Consider the following 22615-nt stretch of genomic DNA (forward strand, 5'->3'; position numbering starts at 1 on the left):
CGGATCAAACGCAGTCGTCGACCATCAGCCCGCGCAGCCCATTCCGGTCCACCTTGCCGTTGCCGTTGCGCGGGAGGGCGTCCAGGAGGTGGAGGGTGTCGATGGTGATGCCCTGGGGGAGGCGGGTGGCGCAGTGGCGTTTGACGGACAGGAGTGAGGGCGGGGGCCCGGACGCCGGGACGATGAACGCGGTCAGGCGGGTGTCCAGGGCGGAGCCGACCGTCAGGGCCGCCGCCTCGGCGACCTCGGGGTGGGAGCAGAGGGCTGCCTCGATCTCCGTGAGGTGCATGCGGATGCCGTGGATCTTCACCGTGTCGTCCAGGCGGCCGAGGTAGACGAAGTCACCGTTCTCGTCCCGGCGTACCCGGTCCCCGGTGCGGTACCAGCCCTGGTGCGGGGGCCCGTTCCAGTAGCCGAGCATGACGGTGGGACCGGACACGACGAGCTCGCCGGAGCCGGAGCCGGAGCCGGAGCCGAAGTCGGAGCCGGCGGTGGCGCCCGAGGGGTCGTCGAGGGGGCGGATCGTGACCTTGTTCCCGCAGGTCGGGCGGCCTATCGGAGGAGAGACGGCCGGGGTTCCCGCGGTCGGCGGGGGGAGTTCGTACGCCGTGCAGACGTTGGTCTCGGTCGGGCCGTAGAGGTTCAGGAAGCGTTTGCCGGGCCAGTGGTGGCGCAGTCGGTGCAGGTCGTCGGCGGGGAAGACCTCGCCCGCGAACAGGACCGCGCGCAGATGGGGGAGCGGGCGCTCCAGGAGGCCGCCGTCGCGCATCATCAGCATCAGGGCGGAGGGGACCGAGTACCAGACGGTGAGCCGGCGGCGGTCCAGTACGTCGGTCAGGGCCCGGGGCGCCTGTGCCAGGTCCGGTGGGATCAGGTGGACCGAGGCTCCGGCGGCGAAGGCGGCGTAGAGGTCCAGGACGGACAGGTCGAAGTTGAGGGGGGCGTGGTTGGCGAAGCGGTCGGCCGGTGTGGCCTTCAGGGTTTCGGTGGCCCAGTCGACGAAGGCCAGGGCGTTGCGGTGGCTGAGGCAGACGCCCTTGGGGCGGCCGGTGGAGCCGGAGGTGTAGAGGATGTACGCGGGGGAGTCGGGGGACACCGGCCCCGCGTCGTGCGAGGGGACCGCGGTGGTGAGGGGGCGTGGTGCGTCGAGGAGCACCGGCGTGTGCCGCGGAGCCAGGGCCCTGGCACGGTCCGCCGTGGTGAAGAGCGCGGCCGGGGCGCAGTCCCCGATGATCCGCGCCGCCCGGCCGGCCGGGTTGCGGGGGTCGACGGGGACGTAGACGGCGCCGATGCGCAGGGCGGCCTGCGTCGCGGCCACGGCCCGCACGGTCTTGTCGGTCCAGATGACCACCCGGTCGCCCGCCGAGACCCCGAGCGCTCTCAGGTCGTACGCCAACGCGTCGGCCAGGGCGTCCAGTTGGCCGTAGGTGAGGCTGGTGGTGGGGTCGGTCACCGCGGTCGCGCCCGGTGTGCGGCGGGCCGCCCGGGTCACCAGATCGTGGAGGAGGACGGCGGGGGTCACAGGCCGAGTCCCTTGGCGATCAGCTCGCGCTGGATGTCGGAGGTACCGGAGAAGGTACGGGCCGGCAGCGCGTCGCTCAGGGCGCGTGCGATGTCCGTACGGCCGGAGTACGCCGAGCCCGCGAACAGCTGGGTGGCGTCGAGGGCGGTCTGGACGGCGCTCTCGGCGATGTGCAGCTTGGCCAGCGCGATGTCCAGCTGGGTGTGCTCGCCGCGGTCCAGGAGCCAGCAGGTGCGGTAGAGCAGGAGCCGGGAGGTCTCCAGGCGCAGTTTCATCTCCGCGATGCGGTGGGAGACCGCCTGGTGGTCGGCCAGGGCGCGCCCGAACTGCCGTCGCCCGGTGGCGTGTTGGGCGCACTCGTCGACGAGACGGTCCATCTGGCCCACGTACGCGGCGAACAGGCAGGTGCGCTCCCACCGCATGGAGGACTGGAAGATGGCCGCGCCCTGACCGGGGCGCCCCACGACCCGGGCGGCGGGCACGACCGCGTCGGTGAAGGTGACGGTGGCCGCCGGGCAGGTGGTGAGCGCCTGCTTGCCGAACGGCGTGCCGACGGTGACCCCCGGGGTGTCGCGGTCCACGGCGAAGCAGGTCACGCCGAGGAAGCCGAAGGCCGGATCGGTGACGGCGTAGACGAGCAGCAGGTCGGCGACGGGGGCGTTGCTGACGAAGGACTTGGTGCCGTTGAGGACGTAGTGGTCGCCGTGCCGCTCGGCGGTGGTGCGCAGGGCGGTGACGTCCGAGCCGGCCTCCTCCTCGGTGATCGCGTTGGCGCCGATCGCCGTGCCGTCGGCGAGGCGCGGGACGAGCTCCGCCCGCAGCCGGTCGTGGCCGTGCTCGGCGATCGGCATGGCCACGGCGAAGAGATGGGCCAGCACGGAGAAGAGCAGGCCCATGTCCGCGCAGCCGCGCCCGGCCGCCTCGACCGCGTGGGCGGTGGTCAGGGCGTCGTGCCCCTGCCCGCCCAGTTCCTCGGGCACCGACAGCCCGGTGAGGCCGAACTCCGCGCAGGCACGCCAGCGTTCGGCCGGGGCGGCGGGCTCGGCCGGGCCGTGACCGCCGAGGGCGCGGGCGCCGGCCAGGACGCGCAGGTACGCGGCCTGCTGAACGTCGGTCCAGGAGAACTCCATCGGCGGGTCCTTCAGCTGCTCGGCGGTGGTGGTGGGAGACGACAGGGCTCAGCGGTAGTGGGAGATGACGTGCTCGCCGAAGAGACGCAACTGCTTCTTGGTCTCCTCCAGGGGCATCAGGCCCTGCTCCACGTACAGGCCGAACCAGCTCAGCTCGCCTCCGTTGCCGTAACACGAGGCGACCTCGGCGACCTGCTCGCGGACCTGTTCGGGCGTGCCGCCGATCGCGTACTTCGAGTCGAACATCCGCTGCACGGTCCACTCGCTCTTCGGCAGCATCCGACCGGGGTACTTCTCGTCGTCCTCGGCCAGCCGGAACGCCTCCCAGAAACCGAAGTCGCCGAGGTACTCGTTGAAGGCGGCGTAGGTGGTGCGTTCGGTGATCTCGTACAGCTCCTCCGGCGTGTCCGCGAAGTGCATCGAGCGGATCGCGCCGACACCCTCGCCCAGCTTCAGGTCGCGGCCGTGCTCGGCGGCGGTCTCCTGATAGGCGCGGCACAGCTCCACGAACTTCTCGGGGCGCGGGCCGAGGATCCAGGGCACGATGTTCTCGCGGGCGGTGTAGCGGATCGTCTTCTCGCTGAGGGAGAAGGGCTGCATCAGCGGCGGATGCGGCTGCTGGTAGGGGGCGGGTACGACCGAGACGCGGCGGATCACCCCGTCCTCGTCCAGTTCGCCCGGGGCGCCGTACTTCCGGGTCCACTCCTGGGCGGGCCAGCGGGTGATGCCCTGCTCGTAGGGGAAGGGCACCTGGTAGTACTCGCCGTCGAAGTCGATCGTCTCCTGGGTCCAGGCCATCTTGACGATCTTCATGTACTCCTCGTACACGGCACGGTTGTGCTCGTCGGTCGCGGAGCCGTCCATGGGGGTGCCGCGCACCCGGGTGTGCTGGCCCATCACGTTCAGCCAGCGGTCCTGGAAGCCGCGCGCGAAACCGGCGTAGATCCGGCCCTTGGTGAGATGGTCCAGCATCGCCAGTTCCTCGGCGACGCGCAGCGGATCCCAGGAGGGGAGTACGAGGCCCAGCGGGCTGAACTTGATGCGCTCGGTGCGGGCGGCGAGGTCCGCGTACAGCAGCAGCGGGGCGACGGAGATCTCGAAGCCCTCGGAGTGGAAGTGGTGTTCGGTGGTGGACAGCACGTCGAAGCCGACCTCGTCCGCGAGCTGGGCGATCTCGCGGACCTCGGTGAGCATCTCCTGGTACTTGTCGTTGTCGCGGCCGACGGGACGCAGGCGCTCGCGTTCCTCGAAGGTCGCCGGGATGGTGGGCGTGATGAAGAGCAGGAACTTCATGGGCGCGCTTTCCGCTTTCGGTCTTCGGTCTTCGGGGAGATGCGTTACGGCACGACGGTGGTGGCCGTCATCAGGAACTCGGCGAGGTGCCCGTCGTGCGGCAGACCGGGCACATACGTGCTGGTCGGCCGGGAGCCGAGGAACACGTTCCGGATGGTGGGTTCGGCGAGGGCCGAGGCGGTCAGGCCGGTGTCGCCGGTGAGCGTCATCAGGGCGAGGCTGTGCCGCAGGGGGCCGAGTCCGTCGCGGCGGTGCCACGGCGCCACCCATAGGCAGGGGAAGGGCATTTCGGCGCCGAGGACGGGGTCCCGGGGATCCGCCGCGAGATGCAGGGCGGGCCGGAGCGCGGCGCTGCCGTCGCCCAGGTCGGCGACCAGGCTGTCCGCGCCGAGCAGCGGCTCGGTGTGCGCGGCCCGCCGGGCGAGGTGGCCGCGCAGTGCGTGGGCGCGCGCGAGCGGGGTCACCGGCAGGGCCGCGCCGGGGTCTTCGGGCGGCAGGACCGGGAGCCGGGCCAGCCGTGCGGCCAGCGCCTCGGCCACCGGGCGGGCGTCGCCCTCGACGAGCAGCGCGGTGGCGTTCACACAGCCGAGCCCGCCCCCGGAGGTGACGGACTCCTCGATGACGTCCAGGTGCCGCCGCCAGTCCGTGCCCGCGGTGATGAGGATCTTGGAGCGGCCGGGGCCCTGGGTGAGGACCGCGCCGTCCTCGCGGTAGCGGTGTACGACGTCGTCGCCGCCGAAGACCACGGACCGGTCGGCCGCCGCCACCAGCGCGTCACCGACCTCGTGGCCGCCGGGGAGCAGCACGCAGTGCGCCGGGTCCAGGCCGGCCGCACGCAGCGCCTTGACCAGCCGGGCCGGGGTGAACGGGTCACGGCGGGACGGCCGTACCGCTACCCGGTAGCCGAGGGCGAGCGCGGTGAGCCATTCCAGGTGCGGCCCGGGGTGGTTGCCGGGCGCGAGTACGGCGAGGACGTCGCCCCTGCGGGTCCAGACGGCGCCCGGCGCAAGGGCCCCGCCGGCCCAGGGGAAGCGGGGTGCCACGGCCACCGGCCGCTGCCCGTCCGCTGCGTCGGCGATCGCCGCGGCACCGGTCTCGAAGAGGCGCAGCGCGGCCCGCGGGGTGGCCAGCGGCAGTCCGGCCGTACGCGACACGGAGCGGCAGTAGTCCTCCGGGGTCTCACCGTCCAGCGTGCCGGTGGCGAAGAGCCGCCCGGCAGCGCCGATCACCTCCCGGACGCGCTCCGGATCGGGCGCGTGGACCCGCCGCATCCCCTCGACGGCCCGCACCACGGCCAGCCGCGGCACCATCGCCAGGTCGACGAAGGGCCGGCCGGCGACATCGGGGACGACCGCGCGGCGATGGGGCCCGTAACTTCCGCTCGGGACCAGGGCGTTGAGGGTGCGCAGGGGGGTGGCGGGAGCGTTGGGGGCGGCAGGGGTGGCGGGCGCTGTAGTGGTGGCGGATGCGGCTGGGGCCGGCGGGGCCGGGACTTCAGTGGCGGTATGGGCGCCGAGGACAGAGGCAGTGGTCGGGGCCGTATGGGTGCCGGAAACGGCTGGGTTCGCCGGGGCGGCCACTTGAGTGGCGGCGTGGGCGCCGAGGGCAGCGTCAGTGGCCGGAGCCGTATGGGTGGCGGAAGCGGCTGGGGCCACCGGCGTGGCGGCCTGCGCGTCGGGGATGTCCGGAGTGGTGGACGTGCCAGGGGTGGGCGTATGGGCGGAGGTGGGGGCCGGCATGTCAGTACACGCCCTCGATGATCTCGGTGTCCGGCTCGGCGTACGGGGCGACGTCGGCGACCGCGTCGGCCGGGTGGCCGGGGAGGGGGGCGATGCGGGTGGCGACGTCGCGTTCGAGGTTGTTCGGGAGGAGCGTCTCGCGGGTGAGGGTGTGGGCGAGGACCCGGCCGCGGTCGCCGTAGGGGACGCGGGTGCGGTCCGCGGCCGGCAGGCCGGCCGGGGCGGTGGGGTCCACGATCTCCATGAGGAAGCCGGTGTAGCAGGGGACGAAGACGGCGCTGCCGTCGTCGTGCGCCGGGGTCTCGGCGGACAGGGGGACGTACTCGGGGGAGACGCCGGTGATCGTGTTGCCGTACGCGCCGCGCAGCCGGACGCCGGGGAAGACCTCGTGGCGCAGGATGTCGCGGGTGTCCCGGTCCATCGACGCCCCGCTCCACAGCACGGTGTGGACACTGCGGTTGATCAGCTCCACCGCACGCGGCGACTGCGCGAGGACCTCCAGCAGCGGCGGGGTGCAGAACATCACGTCGACGCTCTGGGTCGTCAGCAGGTCCATGGTCTGGGCGACCAGGTGCTCGATGTACTCCTGGGCCTCCTTGTTCCGGCCCGCGCGCATCAGCTCCTTGACCCAGCGCGGGTCGAGGTCGATGTGCAGGGGGACGGCCGAGCGCAGCGCGGTCAGTTCGCGCAGGACGTGGCCGACGGCGTGCGGGCCGGTCGGGGCGATCAGCAGCCAGTTGCCGCCGTGCGGGATCTCCTCGCGGTCCAGGAAGGAGGACCACCAGCCGGCCTGCCGCCGGAACTCGGCGAAGTCGACGATGCGGCGCGGTCGGCCGGTGGTGCCGCCGGTCTCGAACACCCGCATCGGCCCCGTGCCGGCCAGGCCCTTGGGCACGAGGTCGCCGACGGGGACCCTGCGGATCTCGTCCGTGACGTCCGGCAGCAGCGCCAGGCCGGCGAGCGTGGTGATGTCCTTGCGCGGGTCGAAGGACCAGCCGCGGGCCTGCTCCAGCCAGAAGCGGGAGCCGGTGTCCGGGCCGAAGTGCCATTCCATCGCCGCCTGCACGAGATCGTCGGCGCGGAAGTCCTCACCGCTGGAGGTGACGAGGGGAGGGGGCGTCTGGGGTGTCATCGTGGTGTCCTTCGGGCATTTCGAATTCGGAAAGGCTCAGGCGGGGGTGGTGCCGAGGTCGGCGAGGAGGGCCTCGACCACCGGGCCCGGGTCCCGCTCCGCGAAGAAGTGGCCGCCGGGCGGGTCGTCGTACAGATGACGGCGGTACGAGCCGGGTGCCGCCTCCGCCGACCAGGCGGCCAGCCCCTCCGGTGTGGTCAGCGGGTCCCGGGCGCAGCCGAACACCGACACCCGGCAGTTCAGCGGCGCCGTGCGCGGGGGCCGGTAGCCCTCGGCCATGGCGATGTCGGCGCGCAGGGCCCGCACGAACAGCGGCGCCAGTTCCGGGCGGTCCAGCAGGGGCTGCGGGACGGCCCCGAACGCGCCGACGCGGGACCAGAGTTCGCCGTCGGGCAGCCCGGCGAACCAGGGCAGCCGGCGCGGCGCCCAGGGCGCGTCGTACGCCGCGACGGCCAGGGCGTACGGCGCGATGCCCCAGCGGTCCCGCCAGGCGCGGGCGAGGCCGAGGGCGAGACAGCCGCCGAGGCTGTACCCGAACACGACCAGCCGGCCGGCCCGTTCGGGCGCCGGAAGTTCGGTGCACAGCGTCCCGGTGACCTGGTCGAGGTCGCGGACGACCGGCTCCTCGCCGCGCAGCAGCCCGTGACCGGGCAGGTCGGCCGCCAACAGCCTTACCCCGGCGGGCAGATGGGGGATCCAGCCGTCGTAGATGCGGGGTGTTCCGCCCGCGTACGGCAGACACACCAGCGTCGTGTGCGCGTCCTCGTCCCCGGCCAGTGGCCGCAGCCAGCCGCGCCGTGCCGTCGTCGGGCCAGGCATCAGAACAGCGGCGCGGCGGCCGGGGCCCGCAGCGAGCCGAGATGCGGATGCCAGAGGTGGTCCGGGTTGTTCTCCACGGCCTTGAGGACGCCCTGCATGGTGGCGAGGACCGGCGGATGGTCGGTCTCGTAGACGTTGCCCTGAAGCAGCCGCAGAACGTCCAGCCGGTAGCGGGGGTCCTGGACGAAGACGGTGAAGAGGATGTTGAGGCGGTAGTAGACGGCGATGAAGTTGTACCAGTTCGTCAGCCCGCGGCGCTGTTTCCGCTCGTACTCCGCGAAGCGCGGCCGGGAGAAGTCACCGGCCTCGGCCGCCGCGAGCACGTCCTCGGACAGCAGCCGCGCCGAGTTCATCGCGATGCCCACGCCGCTGGAGAAGATCGGGTCGACGAAGCGCGCGGCGTCGCCGACCATCGCCCAGCCGTCCCCGGTGATCTGCCGCATGGCGTAGCTGAAGTCGCCGTCCACCTTCAGCGGGCGGACCGGCGTGCAGGCGCGCAGCGCGGCGGCCAGATCGGGGCGGTGGTCCAGCGCGCCCCAGAAGAACGCGTGCCGGTCGCCGCCGGCGCCCCGCAGCCGGCTCTTGCGGGAGACCACGCCGACGCTGGTGACGGTGTCGGTGATGGGGATCTGCCACACCCAGCTGTCCTCGGCGGGCAGGAAGTGCACGAAGAGGTAGTCGGCCAGGGCGTCGCGGCCGGCGATGGCCTCGCGGTCCAGGCCGGTGAACCAGCCGTGCACCGCGTACTGGTCGAAGGTCGGGTCGGTGACCTTCAGGCCCAGTTGACGGCCCAGCAGGGTGCCGCGGCCACTGGCGTCGATGACCATCCGCACGCCGGTCCGGCTCTCGCTGCCGCCCGAGGCGTGGACGATCTGCGGGTGCGGGCCGTCGAAGTCCACCCGGCGGACGCGGGCGCCCTCGAAGACCTTGGCCCCGAGGGTGGCGCTGTGCTCCAGCAGCAGCTGGTCGAAGCGCCCGCGGTCGACGTGGTACGTGTAGCTCTGGCCGCCCAGCACGTTCTGGTCCTCGGCGAAGGCCAGATCGGCCATGCCGAAGGTGTCACTGGCGCGGCCGCCGCCGGGTGACGTCCAGGCGGCGCCGTACTTCTTCGGGAATCCGGCCGCGTCGAGTTTCGCCAGCGCCCCGATCTCCCGCAGCACCGGCGTGGTGGCCGGAACCAGCGATTCCCCCACATGCTCCCGCGGGAAGATCTCACCCTCGAACACGGCGACGGAAAGGCCCGCGCGTGCCAGATAGGACGCGGCCGTGGAACCACCCGGACCGCCCCCGACGACACCGATATCGAAATCGGTCACGGTGACTCCTTCTCAAACCTGTGCAGGCGTGCCCGACAATTCCGCGAGCAGGTTCGCGATGTTGTCGATCGTCGCGAAATTCGAGCCCACCACCCGGTCATGCGGAATGGCGATTCCGTATTCCGTTTGAATGTGTCCGATGAGCTGCACGGTGGTGAGCGAGGTGAGAATTCCCCATTCCAGCAGCGGGGCGTCCGGCGCGATCTCTTCCTCGGCGGAGCCCAGCACCACGTTCTGGAGGTAATCCCTGACAGCGGCGACTGCCTCATCCTTGGTCATGTGTGTAGCTGACCACAGGAGAGGCGGGGGAACCACACCCGATCCGAAATGATTCCATCACGTTCCCTGATGGGTAAAGGGTATTTCCGGATGTGCGAAAGGCTGCTAATTTTCGCTCAACCCGCGAAAGGACTTTCCTGTGTCTGATTTCCTGTACGATGTCGGAATCATCGGCGGCGGCCCCGCGGGGTCGACCATGGCGTCCTATCTCGCACAGGCCGGCCTGTCCTGTGTCGTACTCGAAGCCGAACATTTTCCGCGCCCCCATGTCGGCGAATCCCTGGTGCCCGCCACCACACCCGTACTGCGCGAGATAGGCGCCCTCGAGAAGATCGAGAAGGAGGGTTTTCCCCGTAAATACGGGGCGGCCTGGACCGCCGCGGTCGACGACTCGATCCCGCAGCTCGGCTTCCGTGGCCTGCACAGCGGATTCCGGCTCGCCGACGTCCGGTTCAGCGAGCGCGACCAGCCCGGGGTGTGCCAGGACCACACCTACCACGTCGACCGCGGACGCTTCGACGAGCTGCTGCTGGAGCACGCCGCCGGCCTGGGCGCGGTGGTCCGGCAGGGCGCCCGCGTCCAGCGGGTCGACCTGGACGGCGAGATCAGGCGCATCACCTACCGCGAGGACGGCACGGAGCAGTCCGTACGCGCCCGGATGGTCGTCGACGCGAGCGGGCGCGGCACCCTCCTCGGCCGGCAGCTGAAGCTGAAGGAGCCCGACCCGGTCTTCAACCAGTACGCCGTCCACACCTGGTTCGAGGATCTGGACCGGCAGGCGGTCAGCAGTACCGAGGACCGCGCGGACTACATCTTCATCCACTTCCTGCCGCTCACCGACACCTGGGTGTGGCAGATCCCCATCACCGACACCATCACCAGCATCGGCGTGGTCACGCAGAAGAGCCGCTTCAAGGAGGCCGCCGCCGATGACCTGGAGGCCTTCTTCTGGGACTCCATCGACTCCCGGCCCGAACTCGGCGCCGCGCTGCGCTCCGCCCGGCGGGTGCGGCCCTTCAAGTCCGAGGGCGACTACAGCTACGCCATGCGTGAACTCAGCGGCGACGGCTGGCTGTTGATCGGCGACGCGGCCCGTTTCGTCGACCCGATCTTCTCCAGCGGCGTCAGCGTCGCCCTCAACAGCGCCCGGCTGGCCGCCGGCGACATCATCGCGGCCCACAAGGCGGGGGACTTCACCCGGCAGCGGTTCGCGACGTACGAGGGCAAGCTGCGCAAGGCCGTGCGCAACTGGTACGAGTTCATCTCCATCTACTACCGCCTCAACATCCTCTTCACCGCCTTCGTGCAGGACCCGCGCTACCGCGTCGACGTGCTGAAGATGCTGCAGGGCGACGTCTACGACGCCGAGGAACCGGCCGCGCTCGGCAGGATGCGCGAGGTGCTGCGCGAGGTCGAGGCCGACCCCGGGCATCTGTGGCACCGGCACCTCGGATCGCTGCGGGCCACCGCCCCCGCGGCCGGCTCCTGACGCGGCGGGGACGACGGACCGTGACCCTGTCTCGTACGGACCTCAACACCGGTATCGCACGCCCCTGGTGGTTCTGGACCGGCGTGGCCCTGTCCTGCGCCGGTGTCCTGCTGCACCTTCCGATGTTCTTCGCCATGCGTTCCATGCACTACCGCATGGCCGGGATGGGGATGGGCAGCTCGCCCGAGATGATCACCGGCATGCTGCTGCTGGTCGTGGGCCTGGGCGCCGCCGTCCACGGCCTGGTCCGGCGCCGGCCGGCGGCCGAGGACGCGGTGGCGGCCGGCCGCTACCGCGTCGCGCCCGGCCCCGAGGAGCGGCTGAGCCCGGCCCACCGGCGCCTCGTCGCGGCCCTGTCGCTCGCGCTGGTCATCGACGTGATGAAGCCCGCCACCATCGCGTTCATCCTGCCCGGTATGCGCGAGGAGTACGGCATCGGCGCCGCCGAGGTCGCGATGATGCCCGTCGCGGCGCTGACCGGGACCGTCATCGGCTCGCTGGTGTGGGGCTGGCTCGCCGACCGGCTCGGGCGGCGGGCCACCATCCTGCTGTCCTCGCTGATGTTCATCACCACCACCGTGTGCGCGGTGATGCCCGCCTTCGTGTGGAACCTCGTCATGTGCCTGGTGATGGGGACGGCGGCCGGCGGGCTGCTGCCCGTCGCGTACGCGATGATGGCGGAATCGGTGCCGGCCCGGCAGCGCAGCGTCCTCATGGTGCTCCAGGCGGGCCTGGCCACCGGTGTCGCGTACTTCCTCACCAGCGCGCTGGCCGCCGCCCTGATCCCGCACTTCGGCTGGCGTGTGATGTGGCTGGTGCACTTCCCGTTCGCCGTCGTCATCATCCTCGTCAACCGCTGGATCCCCGAGTCCCCGCGCTTCCTCGTGCGCTACGGCCGGATCGCCGAGGCCGAGCGGATCGTGCACGACTACGGGATGGTGCTGGCCGACGACGCCCCACCGAGCGAGCCCGTGGCCGCACAGGGCGCCCTCGCGGCGCTCTTCGGCCGGGGAGTGCTCGTCAAGACCCTGGTGGTCGGCGGATACGCACTGTCCTGGTCGATCGTCAACTGGGGATTCATGACCTTCCTGCCCACGCTCCTGGGCAAGGCGGAGGCGGGCCGGGTGCTGCCCCTGTCCTCGCTGCTGGCCATCCCCGGCACGGCCCTGGTCGCGTATCTCTACGCCCGCTGGAGCAGCCGCCGCACCATGGTGCTCTCCGGCGCGGTCACCGTGCTGGCCCTGCTGGGCCTGGCCGCGCTCGGCCGGGCCGGCGGGGCGGGCGTCTACCTGCCGCTGGCTCTGCTGCTGATCGGCACCGGCGCGGTCACGGCGACGCTGGCGCCGTACGCCGCCGAGATCTACCCCACCCATGTCCGGGGCGCGGCCGGCGGATTCGCCGCGGCCTGCAGCAAGGCCGGCGGGCTCTTCGCCCCGCCGCTGATCGGACTGCTGCTGGCGCAGTACCCCGGCATGCGGGTCATCGGACTGTGCGCCGCGGTATCGATGGCCGTGGCGACGGTCGCCGTCGCCAGGAAGGGGCGGGAAACGGCGGGCCGGGAACTGGACGAGGCGCCCGAGGCCGTGGTCAGTCCTGCGGCGGACGGCCGTGGTGCGCCGGCAGGGGTTTCCTGAACTCGGCACCTCACCTGCAATTATCACGATTCGTGATCCGTCCCAGAGTGGATTGCGTCTTGGACGCCCCCCTGCCCGGTGCTGGACTGGATCTACGACGGATCCCGGCTCATCGGGCAGGGACCGTGTGTTGTCGGTACACCCTCGATCCCGGAGAACGCGATGCCTCTCATCCATGTGCAGCAGACCCCCGGCAAGACCGCCGAGCAGAAGGCCGAGTTGGTCCGTGAGCTGACCGACGCGTACGTCAAGGCCACCGGCAGCAAGCCGGAGAGCGTGTGGGTGACCGTGCAGGAGATCGGCACCGACAGCTGGTCCATCGCCGGTGAGACGCTGGCCGCCCGCGCCGCCAAGCGCTGAACCCGAGGGCCGGCCCCTCGGTCGAGGACGGGCCGACGGGCCGCCCTCCCCCCAAGCCGCCGTTTCCGGGTCGGATATCCCCCGTTTCGCCCCGGAAACGGCTCCCTTCCTCCCCGCGTGGTCTCTCCGCAATCGCACCGGTGTCCGCCGGCTGAGTCCACCACCGACTCGTCCTTGACCAAGGAAGTTGCCACGTGCCATGAAGACCGCATCAACACGCACGCCGTACGCGCTGTTGCTCGCCGTCCTGTCCTCGCTGAACGCGGGTGGCCTGTTCGCCTCCGACATCAATCTGCCGGGCGTGCCGGCCACCGCGCACGCCTTCCACACCCCGGTCGCGTCCGTGCAGTGGACGTTCAGCGCGTTCATGATCGGCATCGCGGTTTCGCAGGCGGTCTACGGGCCCATCTCGGACGCCTACGGCCGCAAGCGCGTCATCGTGTCCGGGCTCGGCCTGTTCGTCCTCGCCTCGCTGGTGTGCGCCGCGGCGCCCACGGTCGAGGTGTTCGGCGCGGGCCGGCTCCTGCAGGCGCTGGGCGCCGGCTCGGGCATGGTGCTCGGCCGGGCGGTGATCAGTGACCTGTACGAGGAGAAGGACGCGGCGCGGATGTTCGCCACGGTCATGCCGATCGTCGGTGTCTCCCCGTCCGTCGCCCCGCTGATCGGCGGCTACCTGACCACGTACGTCTCCTGGCGCGCGCCGTTCGTGGTCACCGCGCTGATCGGTCTGGCGACCCTGGTCGTGATGGTGACCGCGATCCCCGAGAGCCTGCCGCCGGAGCGGCGCAGCAAGCACCTGGGCGCCACGCTCAGGGGCTACCCGAAGCTGCTGGGCCGCCCGCTGTTCTGGGCCTACACCGTCAACCTGTGCGTGGCGTACGGAGGTTACTTCGGCTACCTGGCGGCCTCCCCGCTGGTGTTCGAGAAGATGCGGCTGGCCACCGAGACCACCAGCTACTGCTACATCACCGTCTCGGTCGCGTACGTCGCGGGCAACCTCACCTCGCGCACCCTGGTCCGCACGCGGTCCGTCAACCGGCTGCTGTGGACGGGCCACGGCTTCTTCCTCGCCGGGGCCCTGATGATGCTGGGGCTGGGGCTCAGCGGGGCCGGCGGGCGCTGGGGCCTGCTGGTGCTGGTCTTCATGCCGGTGATGACGTTCGGCAACGGCTTCCTGCTGCCGCTGTCGATGAGCGCGGGGGTGACCACGTTCCGGTCGACCGCCGGTTCGGCCTCCGGCCTGATGGGCGCGCTCCAGCTGCTGGCCGCCTCGCTGGGCATCTACCTCTCCAGCCGGCTGCCGGCGGGCGATCTGTTCGCCCTCGGCTGGTTCGTGCTGGCCGCCGCGGCGCTGGGGATCGGCGCCTTCGGCCTGTTCCTTTCCCTCGCGGCCCGGCAGACGGCCGCCCCACCCCGGAAGACCGGCCACATGCGGAGCGACAACGCGCCGGCCGCCGATCTGGAAGGCGCGGCGGCGGACTAGTGGCGGCGGACTGAGGGCGCTGTGAACAGGGGCAGCGGGCCCGCCCGGGTTGCGGGCACCGCTGCCTCATGTGCGAGGATTCCCCCTGCGGCGGCTACGAAGGCGTACATTCCGCTCTTCGGCAATGGGTGAACGTTTCTTCGTTCAACCATGGGAGTCGCCTGTACGAGGATTGGGGGGTCCTGTGGAACTGCGCCAGATTCAGTACTTCGTCGCCGTCGCGGAAGAGCTGCATTTCGGCAGGGCGGCGGAGCGACTGCACATCGGCCAGCCCGCCGTCAGTCAGCAGGTGCGCCGGCTGGAGCGGGAGCTGCGCACCCAGTTGTTCGACCGTTCCAGCCGTACCGTCACCCTCACCCCGGCCGGTCAGGCCCTGCTGCCCGAGGGCCGCGAACTGCTGAAGGCGCTGGACTCCTTCGTCGCCAAGGCCCAGCGGCTGGCCACCCAGAACGAGGCCACCTTCCGTGTCGGCATCAGCTCCGCCCTCGGGCAGCGGCTGGACGACTTCCTGGACGCACTGCCCGGCTCCGGGTCCGGCACCCGCTTCGAGTTCCAGACCCTCGATGCCCACAGCCGGCTGGAGGAGGTGCGGGCCGGGCGGCTGGACGCGGCGTTCGTCCGCGGCGTCGAAAGCGCCCCCGGCCTGCGGCTCCTGACCCTCTGGTACGACCCCCTGGTGGCGGCGCTGCCCGCCGCGCACCCGCTGGCCGAACGCGCGAGCCTGAGCCTCACCGACCTCGCCGGACTGCCGTTGCGCATCGCCTCCCGCGGCGAGAACCCCGTGCTCTACGACACCGTTGTCACCGCCTGCCGGAAGTTGGGCTTCGAACCCACCCTCGGCCCGCCCTTCACCGGGCTCCAGGACACCCTCGCCGAGATCGGCGCGGGCGCCGACGGCTGGACGCTGATGTACCCGACGGCGGCCGACACCGTCTCCTCACGCCGGATCGCCCTGCTTCCGCTGGACGGGGAACCCATCACCATGCGCATGTTTCTCGCCCTGCGGGAAAACGCCGACCCGGCGCGTCTCGAACTGCTCACCGCAACAGCCGCACGAGTGCGCCGAAAGATCGCGGAAGAAAACCGCCGGCCTGCCTGACCGAGGCTTTCTCGGGAGAAAAGGCCAGGCAGCCACGGGAATTCGAACCGCCGGGGAGTTCAGCGCGAGCGTTGGCTGTTGACGAGCGCCGCACCGATGAGGGAGACCACTCCTCCGATCAGCCCCAGAGCGGTGGGCAGCGCATGGAGGAGGACCAGGGAGACGACGATGGTGATCACGGGCAGCGCGTACAGCGCCGAGGTCGTGGTGGAGACACTGAGCCGCGTCATCGCGTAGTTCCACAGCAGGTAGGCGATGGCCGCGGGGAACACACCCAGGTAGACGACCACGGCGATGCTCCCGGCCGAGGCCGCGCCCACCTCATGGCCGAGCCGGCCCAGATAGGGGAGCATCATCATCGTGCCCAGCACCGTCACGAAGGCGTTGAACTCCGTTGAGGAGTAGCGCCCGAGCAGCGGCTTGGACAGCACGAAATACAGGCTCTCGGCGATCGCGGCGGCGAGGACGTAGAACGCGCCGACGTTGATCTGCAGACCGGCCTGGTCGGCGAAGAGCATCGCCACCGTGCCGGCCATGCCGAGGCCGACGCCCACCCAGCCGACCACCGCCACCCGCTCGCCCAGCATGAAGGCGGCCAGGATGGTGCTGAACACGGGAACCTGGCCGACGATGAAGCTGGCCGTACCCGGACTGACCGTCGACTCGCCGTAGTTGACGCCCAGGTTGTAGATGACGATCAGCAGCAGGGCGCACAGCAGGAGCAGCGGCAGATCACGCAGCGCGGGGAGCCTCAGCCGGCGGCGAGCGGTGACCACCCAGATCGCGATGACGCTGACCGAGGCGACGGCGAACCGCAGCAGCGCCATCGGACCGGGGCTGAAGTCGTGCAGGATCGCCTTGATCCCGACGAACGCGGACGACCACAGGGTGAGGGCGACGCCCAGGGCGAGCCAGACCCAGAGGGATGGGGCGGCGGGGGTGTTCTGCCGGGCGGGCCGGGTGCCGGTGGTGGCGCAGGGAGTCTGCTCAGCGGTCATGAACGGGTCCTGTCTACGAGTATGCCGCCGAGCAGGGCGTGCAGATGACGTCGTCGTTCGGCACGGTCGATGCCCTCGTGCCGGTACCAGTCGAAGCTGTGCAAGTGGTCGGGGAGGTCGGCGGGCGGTGCGGCGGCGTTCACGATGACTGGGAGCCATCGTATGCGGCGCCCGTTCGCCTCGGTATGTGCGGTGAGCTGCGCATAGGGGGCCGCGAGCGGGCTGGTGGACCACTGCCGCAGTGCGTCGGTGAGCAGCAGGACGCTCGCCGTGGAGCGTTCGCTCGCGTTCACCAGCCGTGCGGCGTCGGCGATGTCGTGACCGGCGCGCAGGCCGAGGACGGCCAGCTGCGCGGCGAGGGCGCTCGCCGTGTCCCGGTCGCGGGCAAGGTGCCAGACGGTGACGTCGGCATGGTCCGGCAGCGGCAGTTCCGTGCCGAGCAACAGCCGTTCCTGCCGCAGCCGTTCGTCGTCGATCTGCTCGTCGAGTACGGCCACACGGTCGTCGAGCCGGTCCGGCAGGTCCGCCTCGCCGAGCGCCCACGCGCCGGTGGCCGCCGGGTCCCAGCGGTGGAACCGGTCCGGTGTCCAGCCGGTGACGGTGGCCGTCCCGCGCGCGGGCCGGTCCGCGCCGGGGTTCTCGCGTGTGATGCGCGCGACGAGCAGTTCGGCGAGCAGTTCCCGGTGCGTCTCGGTGTCGGCGGCCACGCGTACGGTCAGCCCCTCCCGGCCGTCGCGTCCGGCTTCGACCCAGACCCGGTGCCGTTCGTCGGTGGCCGCGGTCAGTGCCTCCCGGGTGGCCGACCAGTGCCGGAACAACGTGGTGTTGACGAGGTGGCAGAACACCTGCGCCGCCGTGGTGGCGACCTCGCGCCCCCACCGCAGTTCGATGGCCGGACGGCTGCCGGAGCCGTCACGGGCGGGTCCGGCTTGCGGCAGCGCCTCGGGGCTGTGCAGGATCCAGGGCCGCTCGGTGGCGTCGATCCACGCCCGGCTCGTCTGCACGAGCAGCCCGCCGGCCAGCGCCGTGCCGGGCGACGGCAGGGACGGGTCCCGGCGCAGGTTCACGGTGCGCTCACCGGTCGCCGCGGCCTCGCGGATCGTGGCTGTGGCCGCATCGGCCAGGGCACGGGCGCCGGTTGCGGCCACACGCCCGCCGAGGAGGGCGAGGTCGCCCGTGGCCGCCCCCCGCTCGACGGCCGCGCGTGCCCAGCCTTCCGGTTTGCGCAAGGCCGGCCAGCGATCGGCGACGAGGTGGGCGACGTCGTGGAGTGCGACGTACCCCCGGCCGTGGCTGTCCGCGTCCCGGATGGCATGCCGTAGCTCCTCGGCCACGGGCGTGCCGGCCGGCTCGCAGCGGGGGCCGGGCCCGGACAGCGGCCAGATGCGCACCTCCCGGCCGCTGGTGTCGGTGCCCGCGAGGAGATCCGCGGTGGGTGCGGCCTCCAGGCAGCCGGTCCATCCGGGATAGGCGTCCTGCACGCGCCACAGCGGCCGTCCGGTGCGGGCGTCCCACACGCCGATGGTCTGATCGTGGGAGAGCGTGGCGAGCACGCTGCCGGTGTGGTTGACGGTGACCCGGGCGACCGCGCCGCCGTGCGCGCCGAGCAGCAGGCGCGGCCGGAGCGGATCGGTGTCCCAGACCCGGAGCCGGCCGGCCGCGTCGCCGACGGCGAGCCCGTCGCGCCACCAGCACACGGTCCAGACCGCCCCGCCGCCCGCGGGCAGCCGCTCGGCGACCTGCCACCGGGCGGTGTCCCAGATCGTCAGGGCGGAGCCCCGGCAGGTCGCGGCCAGGCGGGCGCCGTCGGGCGACCAGACGAGGCTGAGCAGCACCCCGTACGGGCTGGCCAGCGGTGCGGTCACCGGACGGCCCAGCTGGTCGGTGACCATCGTGCGGCGGTCACCGCCGGCCGCCGCCAGCAACCGGCCGTCCGGGGACCAGGCGACGGCGTTGACCCACCGCCGGCCCCGCTGCGGTGTCGCCACCCGCTCGCCCGTGGTGGTGTCCCACACCGCCACCACGCCGTCCTCGGCTCCCGACGCCAGGCGTCCGCCGTCCGGGGTCCACGCCAAGGACCGGACCGATCCGCTGTGCCCGGCGAAGGTGGTCAGTTTCTCGGCCGTGCCGTCGCCGAGCCGCCACAGATGGATCAGGCCGTCGTTGCCCCCGGTGGCCAGCCGGCGGCCGTCCCCGGACCACGCCAGAGCGCACAGGCCAGTGGGGTGGGCGGCCCAGCCGGTGATCGCCGGCGGGGCCGCCCGGTGGAGCTGCCCGGTCATAGACCAGCCTCGGTGCGGACCGTCTGCGGCAGTTCGTGCGAGGTCGTCGTCTTGCCGCCCCAGTCCACCGTCGTTCCGTCGACGTCGACGTCGTAGAGATAGCGGCCGGCCAGACTGTTGACGATCACCGCGCTGCGCCAGGCCATGCCGGCGAAGTTGGGGTCGATCCAGCCATGGCTGTGCAGGGCCATGTTGTGGACGAAGAGGCGGTTGTCCGGCGGACCGTCCCAGCGCAGCGAGAAGTCCTCGTTGACCTCCACCTGGCCGTCCTCGCCCAGCGACAGACGGTGGCGCAACTGGTCGAGGACCGCCGGGAGGGCGTTGGAGAAGCCGGTGGCCAGGATCACGATGTCGGCTTCCACGGCCTCGGTGCCGGTGGGACCCTCCATCTGCACCAGCCAGCCGGAGGCGGCCGGGGAGACCTTGGTGAACTCGCGGTCCACCAGCAGCCGGTGCCGCAGACGCTGTGTCTCGAGATAGTCGAGCTCGTACAGCCGCCGGTGGATGTCCTCCAGCAGCGGCTGGAGGATGGCGTCACTGGACAACTTCTGCAGGGGCAGCAGCCGTTGCCGCTCCTGCAGTGGCTGCGCGTAGAAGTGACGGGTGTAGCCGGGGACGTACAGCTCGTTCGCGAAGGGGGACTCGTCGAAGGGGGCGAAGTTGCTGCGCCGGGTCACCCAGGTGACCTCGCTCGGCAGCCGCGAACCGTCGCTGATCAGGTCGTGGAAGATCTCCGCACCCGTCTGGCCGCCCCCGATCACGGCGACGCGCCTGCCCTGGACGTCCAGCTCCCGCAGCAGGTACTCCGTGCCGTGGAAGACGGTGGCGCCCAGATGCTGCCGGGCCCCCTCGGGCACGTACGGCTCGCGGCCGACGCCGATCACCACGTTCTTCGCGCGGTACCGGCCCCCGTCGGTGTCGGCCAGGAAGGCCCCGTCGGCGAAGTCCAGGCCGTGCACACCGGTGCCGAACCGGACGGTGTCGAGGTTGCGGCAGATCCACCGGAAGTAGTCACTGAACTCCGCCCGTCGCACGTTGGGGTAGTCGGCGACGATGAAGCGGTTCAGCCTGCGCTGCCGTGCGAGGTAGTTCAGGAAGCTGTACGGGCTCGTGGGGTCGGCGAGCGTCACGCAGTCCTTGAGATAGGGCGACTGCAGGGTGGCGTCGCGGAAGAGCAGTCCCGGATGCCAGCTGAAGTCCTCCTTGCGGTCGAGGAACCGTGCGGTGAGGTCGTCGGCCTTGGTCAGCAGGGCGGCCGTACTCAGGTTGAACGGTCCCACGCCGATGCCCAGGACATCGAGTTCCTCGACGGGGTCGACTGCTGTCTGGGGCTCAGACATGGGCGCTCCTCACGTGGCTGACGCCGGCCAGTTCCTGTGCGGTCAGGGGGGCGGGGGGTGCGGGCCAGGCGCCGCGCCCGCCGATGGTGTCGCGGCCGAGCGCGGGCAGGCTGGGACGCCCGAGCCGGCCCAGGCCGGCCCACAGGTCCCCCGCGAGCGTGGGCATGAAGGGCTCGGCCAGCAGGGCCAGTCCGGTCAGCCAGCCGGCTCCGGGCCGCGCGGGACGGTCCTCCAGCCATGCGTCGAGCACGGCCACCGCGGAGGGCAGGCAGAGCGCGGCTCCCGGCTGCAGATGCCGCCCCTGCTCGGCGACGGTACGGACGATCCGTTCGGTTTCCTCGCCGGGGACCTCGCCGGAGGCGGGCCCAGGGAGCGGGTCCGCCAGACGGGTGCGGAGCCGGTTGACGGACTCGGCGAAGCCGTCCGCGGTGAAGTTCCCGCTGCCCTTCTCCAGAGCGATGTGGCTGAGGTGGTAGCGGAGTTCGTCGGCGGTCGCCGACGTCCGTGAGAGGAGCTCGTTCAGCCAGATGCCGTGCTTGCGGCTGGTGGAGACCTTCTCCCCCTCGAAGTTGAGGAAGTAGTTCGTCACCATGTGGTCGAACGGCTTCAGCTCTCCATGGGCGAGGGCGAGGGCGTGACTCGCGCCCACCCCGCCCACGGCGTTGTCGATCCCGAACAGGCCGACGGTGGTCACGTCGGACTCCCGGTGGAAGGGGTTGACCGCGGCGTTGCGGAGCCCGCGGTACAGCTCACCGCAGTACAGGCTGAACCCGAAGTAGGGGTTGCTCAGTACGCCGTCCGGTCCCGCCAGCTCGCTCTCGATACCCCAGTCGCCCGGCTGGGACAGCCGTACCCGTCCCCCGGTCTGCCGCAGATACGCGACGGCGATGTCGGCGAAGTCACCGGCCACGTCGGCCGACCGGATCCTGTCGATGATCTCCTCGACGTTCGGCGGGCTGAGGTACCAGCTGTCGAACTCCTGCCACACCAGCGGGCCTTCGTCGAGCCGGGACCGGGGCTGAAGGATCTCCGAGGGCTGGTAGTGGTAGCCGCACTCCTCGCAGGCGTTTCCCCCGCCCGGGGTACGGCAGTGCGGGCACGTGCCCTGCAGCCAGACGCCGATGACGTAACGGCCGGAGTCCTTGGAGCGGGGAACCGGGTCAGCGATCTTCTTCGCGGTGCCCCGGGCGGCCAGCGTCCTCAGAAGCCCTTCGTGGACTTCGCGGTACGGGCCGGTGTGATTCTCGTCCAGCGGTGAGACCCACTGATCGAGCTCGACACCGAGACTGCGCAGGTCGTCTCCGATCAGTGAGTGGTAACGCCAGCAGGTCTCCGCCGGACTGCGGTGCGCGGTCAGCGCCTCCAGCTGGATCCAGTTCTCGTACGCGTCGGTGCCGCTGATCACCGAGACGTCGTGGCCTTCACGGCGTAAGTGCCGGGCGATCACATCGCCGCGCAGGTAGGCGCCCGCGGCATGACCGATGTGCATACGGCCATTGGGTGTCGGGTGCATGGGGACGATCAGGTACCGCTTCGCCGATGGTGTGGTGGACACCGGGCTTCCTTTCGGGAGTGCGGGCAGGAGAACGGCGGATCACTCAGATCTGCGGCACGTAAGGGGTGAAGTCGACCAGCAGGACGCAGCGTTCCCCGCGACGGGACTCGGGGCCGCGCCGGACGGGGCTGACGTAGTGGCTGACCTGCGGGTCGTGGACCGCGTAGGAGTCCAGGGGGCTTTCGAGCGTGAACTGCGCCTGCAGCAGTTCGCCGGCCACCTCGTCGGGGCGCAGGCCCGCGCACCGGGGTGGAGCGATCACGTTCACCCCGCCGGTAACGTTGTCACGGCTGATCAGGTGTGCGAAGGTGAACGGCTCGCCGTCCTGGTGGAGTTCGTTCGGCGAGGACACGGCTTCGTCCTCGGCGGTGTCGACGGCAAGCTTCACGAAGTGGACGCCGACATGCACAAGGCCCGTGCGGAGTTCCTCCGACTGGGCGGCCTCGGCGGCGTCGAAGAGAATGATCTGACGCAGCAGTTCGTTCGCCTGGACTTCGGCCGGAACGGCGGCGAAGCGGCGGTGCTCGCCGGCGTGCTCGGGGTTGTGCGTGCCCTGGTAGTAGACGGTCACCGGCCCGGCGGCCGGATCATCGACCGGAGGCGTCCACATCAGCGTGTGTTCCCACGGAACGTACACAGCGCGGCCGTACCGGCGGTATCGGTTCGCGTCCCGGCCGTACGGGTCGGCCGGCAGTTCGGTGAAAGCGTCCGACAGTTTCTTGAGAAGCATGCCCGGGTCGTCGTGCTCGACGCGGCTTAAGAAGGATTCGCTGGAGTAACGGGTGAAGCCGTCCGCAAGGAGACGTGAAAGGACAGGAGTCGCCACGGTTCCCATGTTTTCCCCGTTCTGGTTCAGTGCAGGGTCTGCGATTCTGTCGTCGTTCGACATGGCTGGTCGGCTCTCTTCGGCCGACACGCCGATCAAATCCGTTGGATGATCAAGACGTGGCCAGGAAACGAGTGCGGTAAATCTCCCGGAGATCACCGCTTTCGTTGATCGTTGCATTTACATCTGGGCGGGTGCAAGGATGAATTCCGGTCAGAATGGCCGGATCCGCGGGGGCTTGGGGCGCGGCGTGTCGCCGGCGCTCGGCTCATCACCAATCATGATGGCAGCCAGATCGGATCGGGTCTTGGACAGCCCG

Annotated in this window: 18 protein-coding genes; 5 read left to right on the forward strand and 13 right to left on the reverse strand. The window is 71.2% G+C overall.

Annotation, left to right across the window (positions count from 1 at the left end; genetic code table 11):
- Window positions 1-4: 4 nt before the first annotated feature.
- Genes BFF78_RS29670 through BFF78_RS29705 form a run of 8 tightly spaced genes read right to left on the reverse strand, consistent with a single transcriptional unit; the run spans window position 5 to window position 9230 of the window.
- Window positions 5-1522, reverse strand: a complete 1518-nt coding sequence (locus tag BFF78_RS29670; RefSeq protein WP_069781213.1) for an amino acid adenylation domain-containing protein — start codon at window positions 1520-1522, stop codon at window positions 5-7.
- A complete protein-coding gene (locus BFF78_RS29675; protein WP_069781214.1) occupies window positions 1519-2652 on the reverse strand; it encodes an acyl-CoA dehydrogenase family protein in 1134 nt (377 codons plus the stop codon). Before BFF78_RS29675 ends, BFF78_RS29670 begins: the two co-directional genes overlap by 4 nt.
- 48 nt (window positions 2653-2700) lie before the next feature.
- The gene (locus tag BFF78_RS29680) at window positions 2701-3945 is read right to left on the reverse strand and encodes an LLM class flavin-dependent oxidoreductase (protein ID WP_069781215.1); all 1245 of its coding nucleotides are present in this window, start codon (window positions 3943-3945) and stop codon (window positions 2701-2703) included.
- A gap of 44 nt (window positions 3946-3989) precedes the next feature.
- A complete protein-coding gene (locus tag BFF78_RS29685; RefSeq protein ID WP_079161530.1) occupies window positions 3990-5684 on the reverse strand; it encodes an aldehyde dehydrogenase family protein in 1695 nt (564 codons plus the stop codon).
- Between the two features lies 1 nt (window position 5685).
- Window positions 5686-6816, reverse strand: coding sequence for an acyl-CoA synthetase family protein (locus BFF78_RS29690; protein WP_069781216.1), 1131 nt, complete (start codon window positions 6814-6816; stop codon window positions 5686-5688).
- 36 nt (window positions 6817-6852) lie between these two features.
- On the reverse strand, window positions 6853-7635 hold the full coding sequence (locus tag BFF78_RS29695) for a thioesterase II family protein (protein ID WP_069781217.1): 783 nt from the start codon (window positions 7633-7635) through the stop codon (window positions 6853-6855).
- Entirely contained in the window at window positions 7635-8951 is a 1317-nt protein-coding gene (locus tag BFF78_RS29700) for an NAD(P)/FAD-dependent oxidoreductase (protein WP_069781218.1), read from the reverse strand. The genes BFF78_RS29695 and BFF78_RS29700 overlap by 1 nt, the downstream gene beginning before the upstream one ends.
- A 12-nt stretch (window positions 8952-8963) precedes the next feature.
- On the reverse strand, window positions 8964-9230 hold the full coding sequence (locus BFF78_RS29705) for an acyl carrier protein (RefSeq protein WP_069781219.1): 267 nt from the start codon (window positions 9228-9230) through the stop codon (window positions 8964-8966).
- Between the two features lie 139 nt (window positions 9231-9369).
- Here BFF78_RS29705 and BFF78_RS29710 point away from each other — a divergent pair, with 139 nt between their 5' ends.
- The 5 genes from BFF78_RS29710 (at window position 9370) to BFF78_RS29730 (ending at window position 15295) form a co-directional block, all read left to right on the forward strand.
- Window positions 9370-10719: an NAD(P)/FAD-dependent oxidoreductase gene (locus BFF78_RS29710; RefSeq protein ID WP_079161531.1), complete on the forward strand. Its 1350-nt coding sequence runs from the start codon at window positions 9370-9372 to the stop codon at window positions 10717-10719.
- 20 nt (window positions 10720-10739) lie between these two features.
- The gene (locus BFF78_RS29715; RefSeq protein ID WP_227025968.1) at window positions 10740-12353 is read left to right on the forward strand and encodes an MFS transporter; all 1614 of its coding nucleotides are present in this window, start codon (window positions 10740-10742) and stop codon (window positions 12351-12353) included.
- A gap of 162 nt (window positions 12354-12515) precedes the next feature.
- Window positions 12516-12713: a tautomerase family protein gene (locus tag BFF78_RS29720; protein ID WP_031050342.1), complete on the forward strand. Its 198-nt coding sequence runs from the start codon at window positions 12516-12518 to the stop codon at window positions 12711-12713.
- Window positions 12714-12912: 199 nt separating this feature from the next.
- Window positions 12913-14196 (forward strand): multidrug effflux MFS transporter, encoded by a 1284-nt coding sequence (locus BFF78_RS29725; protein WP_069781220.1) that lies wholly within the window; start codon window positions 12913-12915, stop codon window positions 14194-14196.
- Between the two features lie 184 nt (window positions 14197-14380).
- Window positions 14381-15295, forward strand: a complete 915-nt coding sequence (locus BFF78_RS29730) for a LysR family transcriptional regulator (protein ID WP_069781221.1) — start codon at window positions 14381-14383, stop codon at window positions 15293-15295.
- 59 nt (window positions 15296-15354) lie between these two features.
- On the opposite strand, the gene BFF78_RS29735 is transcribed toward BFF78_RS29730, so the two are convergent.
- The 5 genes from BFF78_RS29735 to BFF78_RS29755 are packed head-to-tail and all read right to left on the reverse strand — an operon-like array spanning window position 15355 to window position 22476.
- A complete protein-coding gene (locus tag BFF78_RS29735; RefSeq protein ID WP_159033082.1) occupies window positions 15355-16293 on the reverse strand; it encodes a DMT family transporter in 939 nt (312 codons plus the stop codon).
- Window positions 16290-18575: a WD40 repeat domain-containing protein gene (locus BFF78_RS29740; protein ID WP_069781222.1), complete on the reverse strand. Its 2286-nt coding sequence runs from the start codon at window positions 18573-18575 to the stop codon at window positions 16290-16292. The genes BFF78_RS29735 and BFF78_RS29740 overlap by 4 nt, the downstream gene beginning before the upstream one ends.
- Window positions 18572-19915, reverse strand: a complete 1344-nt coding sequence (locus BFF78_RS29745; RefSeq protein ID WP_069781223.1) for a lysine N(6)-hydroxylase/L-ornithine N(5)-oxygenase family protein — start codon at window positions 19913-19915, stop codon at window positions 18572-18574. The genes BFF78_RS29740 and BFF78_RS29745 overlap by 4 nt, the downstream gene beginning before the upstream one ends.
- The gene (locus tag BFF78_RS29750; protein ID WP_069781224.1) at window positions 19908-21470 is read right to left on the reverse strand and encodes a class I tRNA ligase family protein; all 1563 of its coding nucleotides are present in this window, start codon (window positions 21468-21470) and stop codon (window positions 19908-19910) included. Before BFF78_RS29750 ends, BFF78_RS29745 begins: the two co-directional genes overlap by 8 nt.
- A 43-nt stretch (window positions 21471-21513) precedes the next feature.
- Window positions 21514-22476 (reverse strand): 2OG-Fe dioxygenase family protein, encoded by a 963-nt coding sequence (locus BFF78_RS29755; RefSeq protein ID WP_227025969.1) that lies wholly within the window; start codon window positions 22474-22476, stop codon window positions 21514-21516.
- Window positions 22477-22615 lie beyond the last annotated feature (139 nt).

Source organism: Streptomyces fodineus, from assembly GCF_001735805.1.
Classification (GTDB): Bacteria; Actinomycetota; Actinomycetes; order Streptomycetales; family Streptomycetaceae; genus Streptomyces; species Streptomyces fodineus.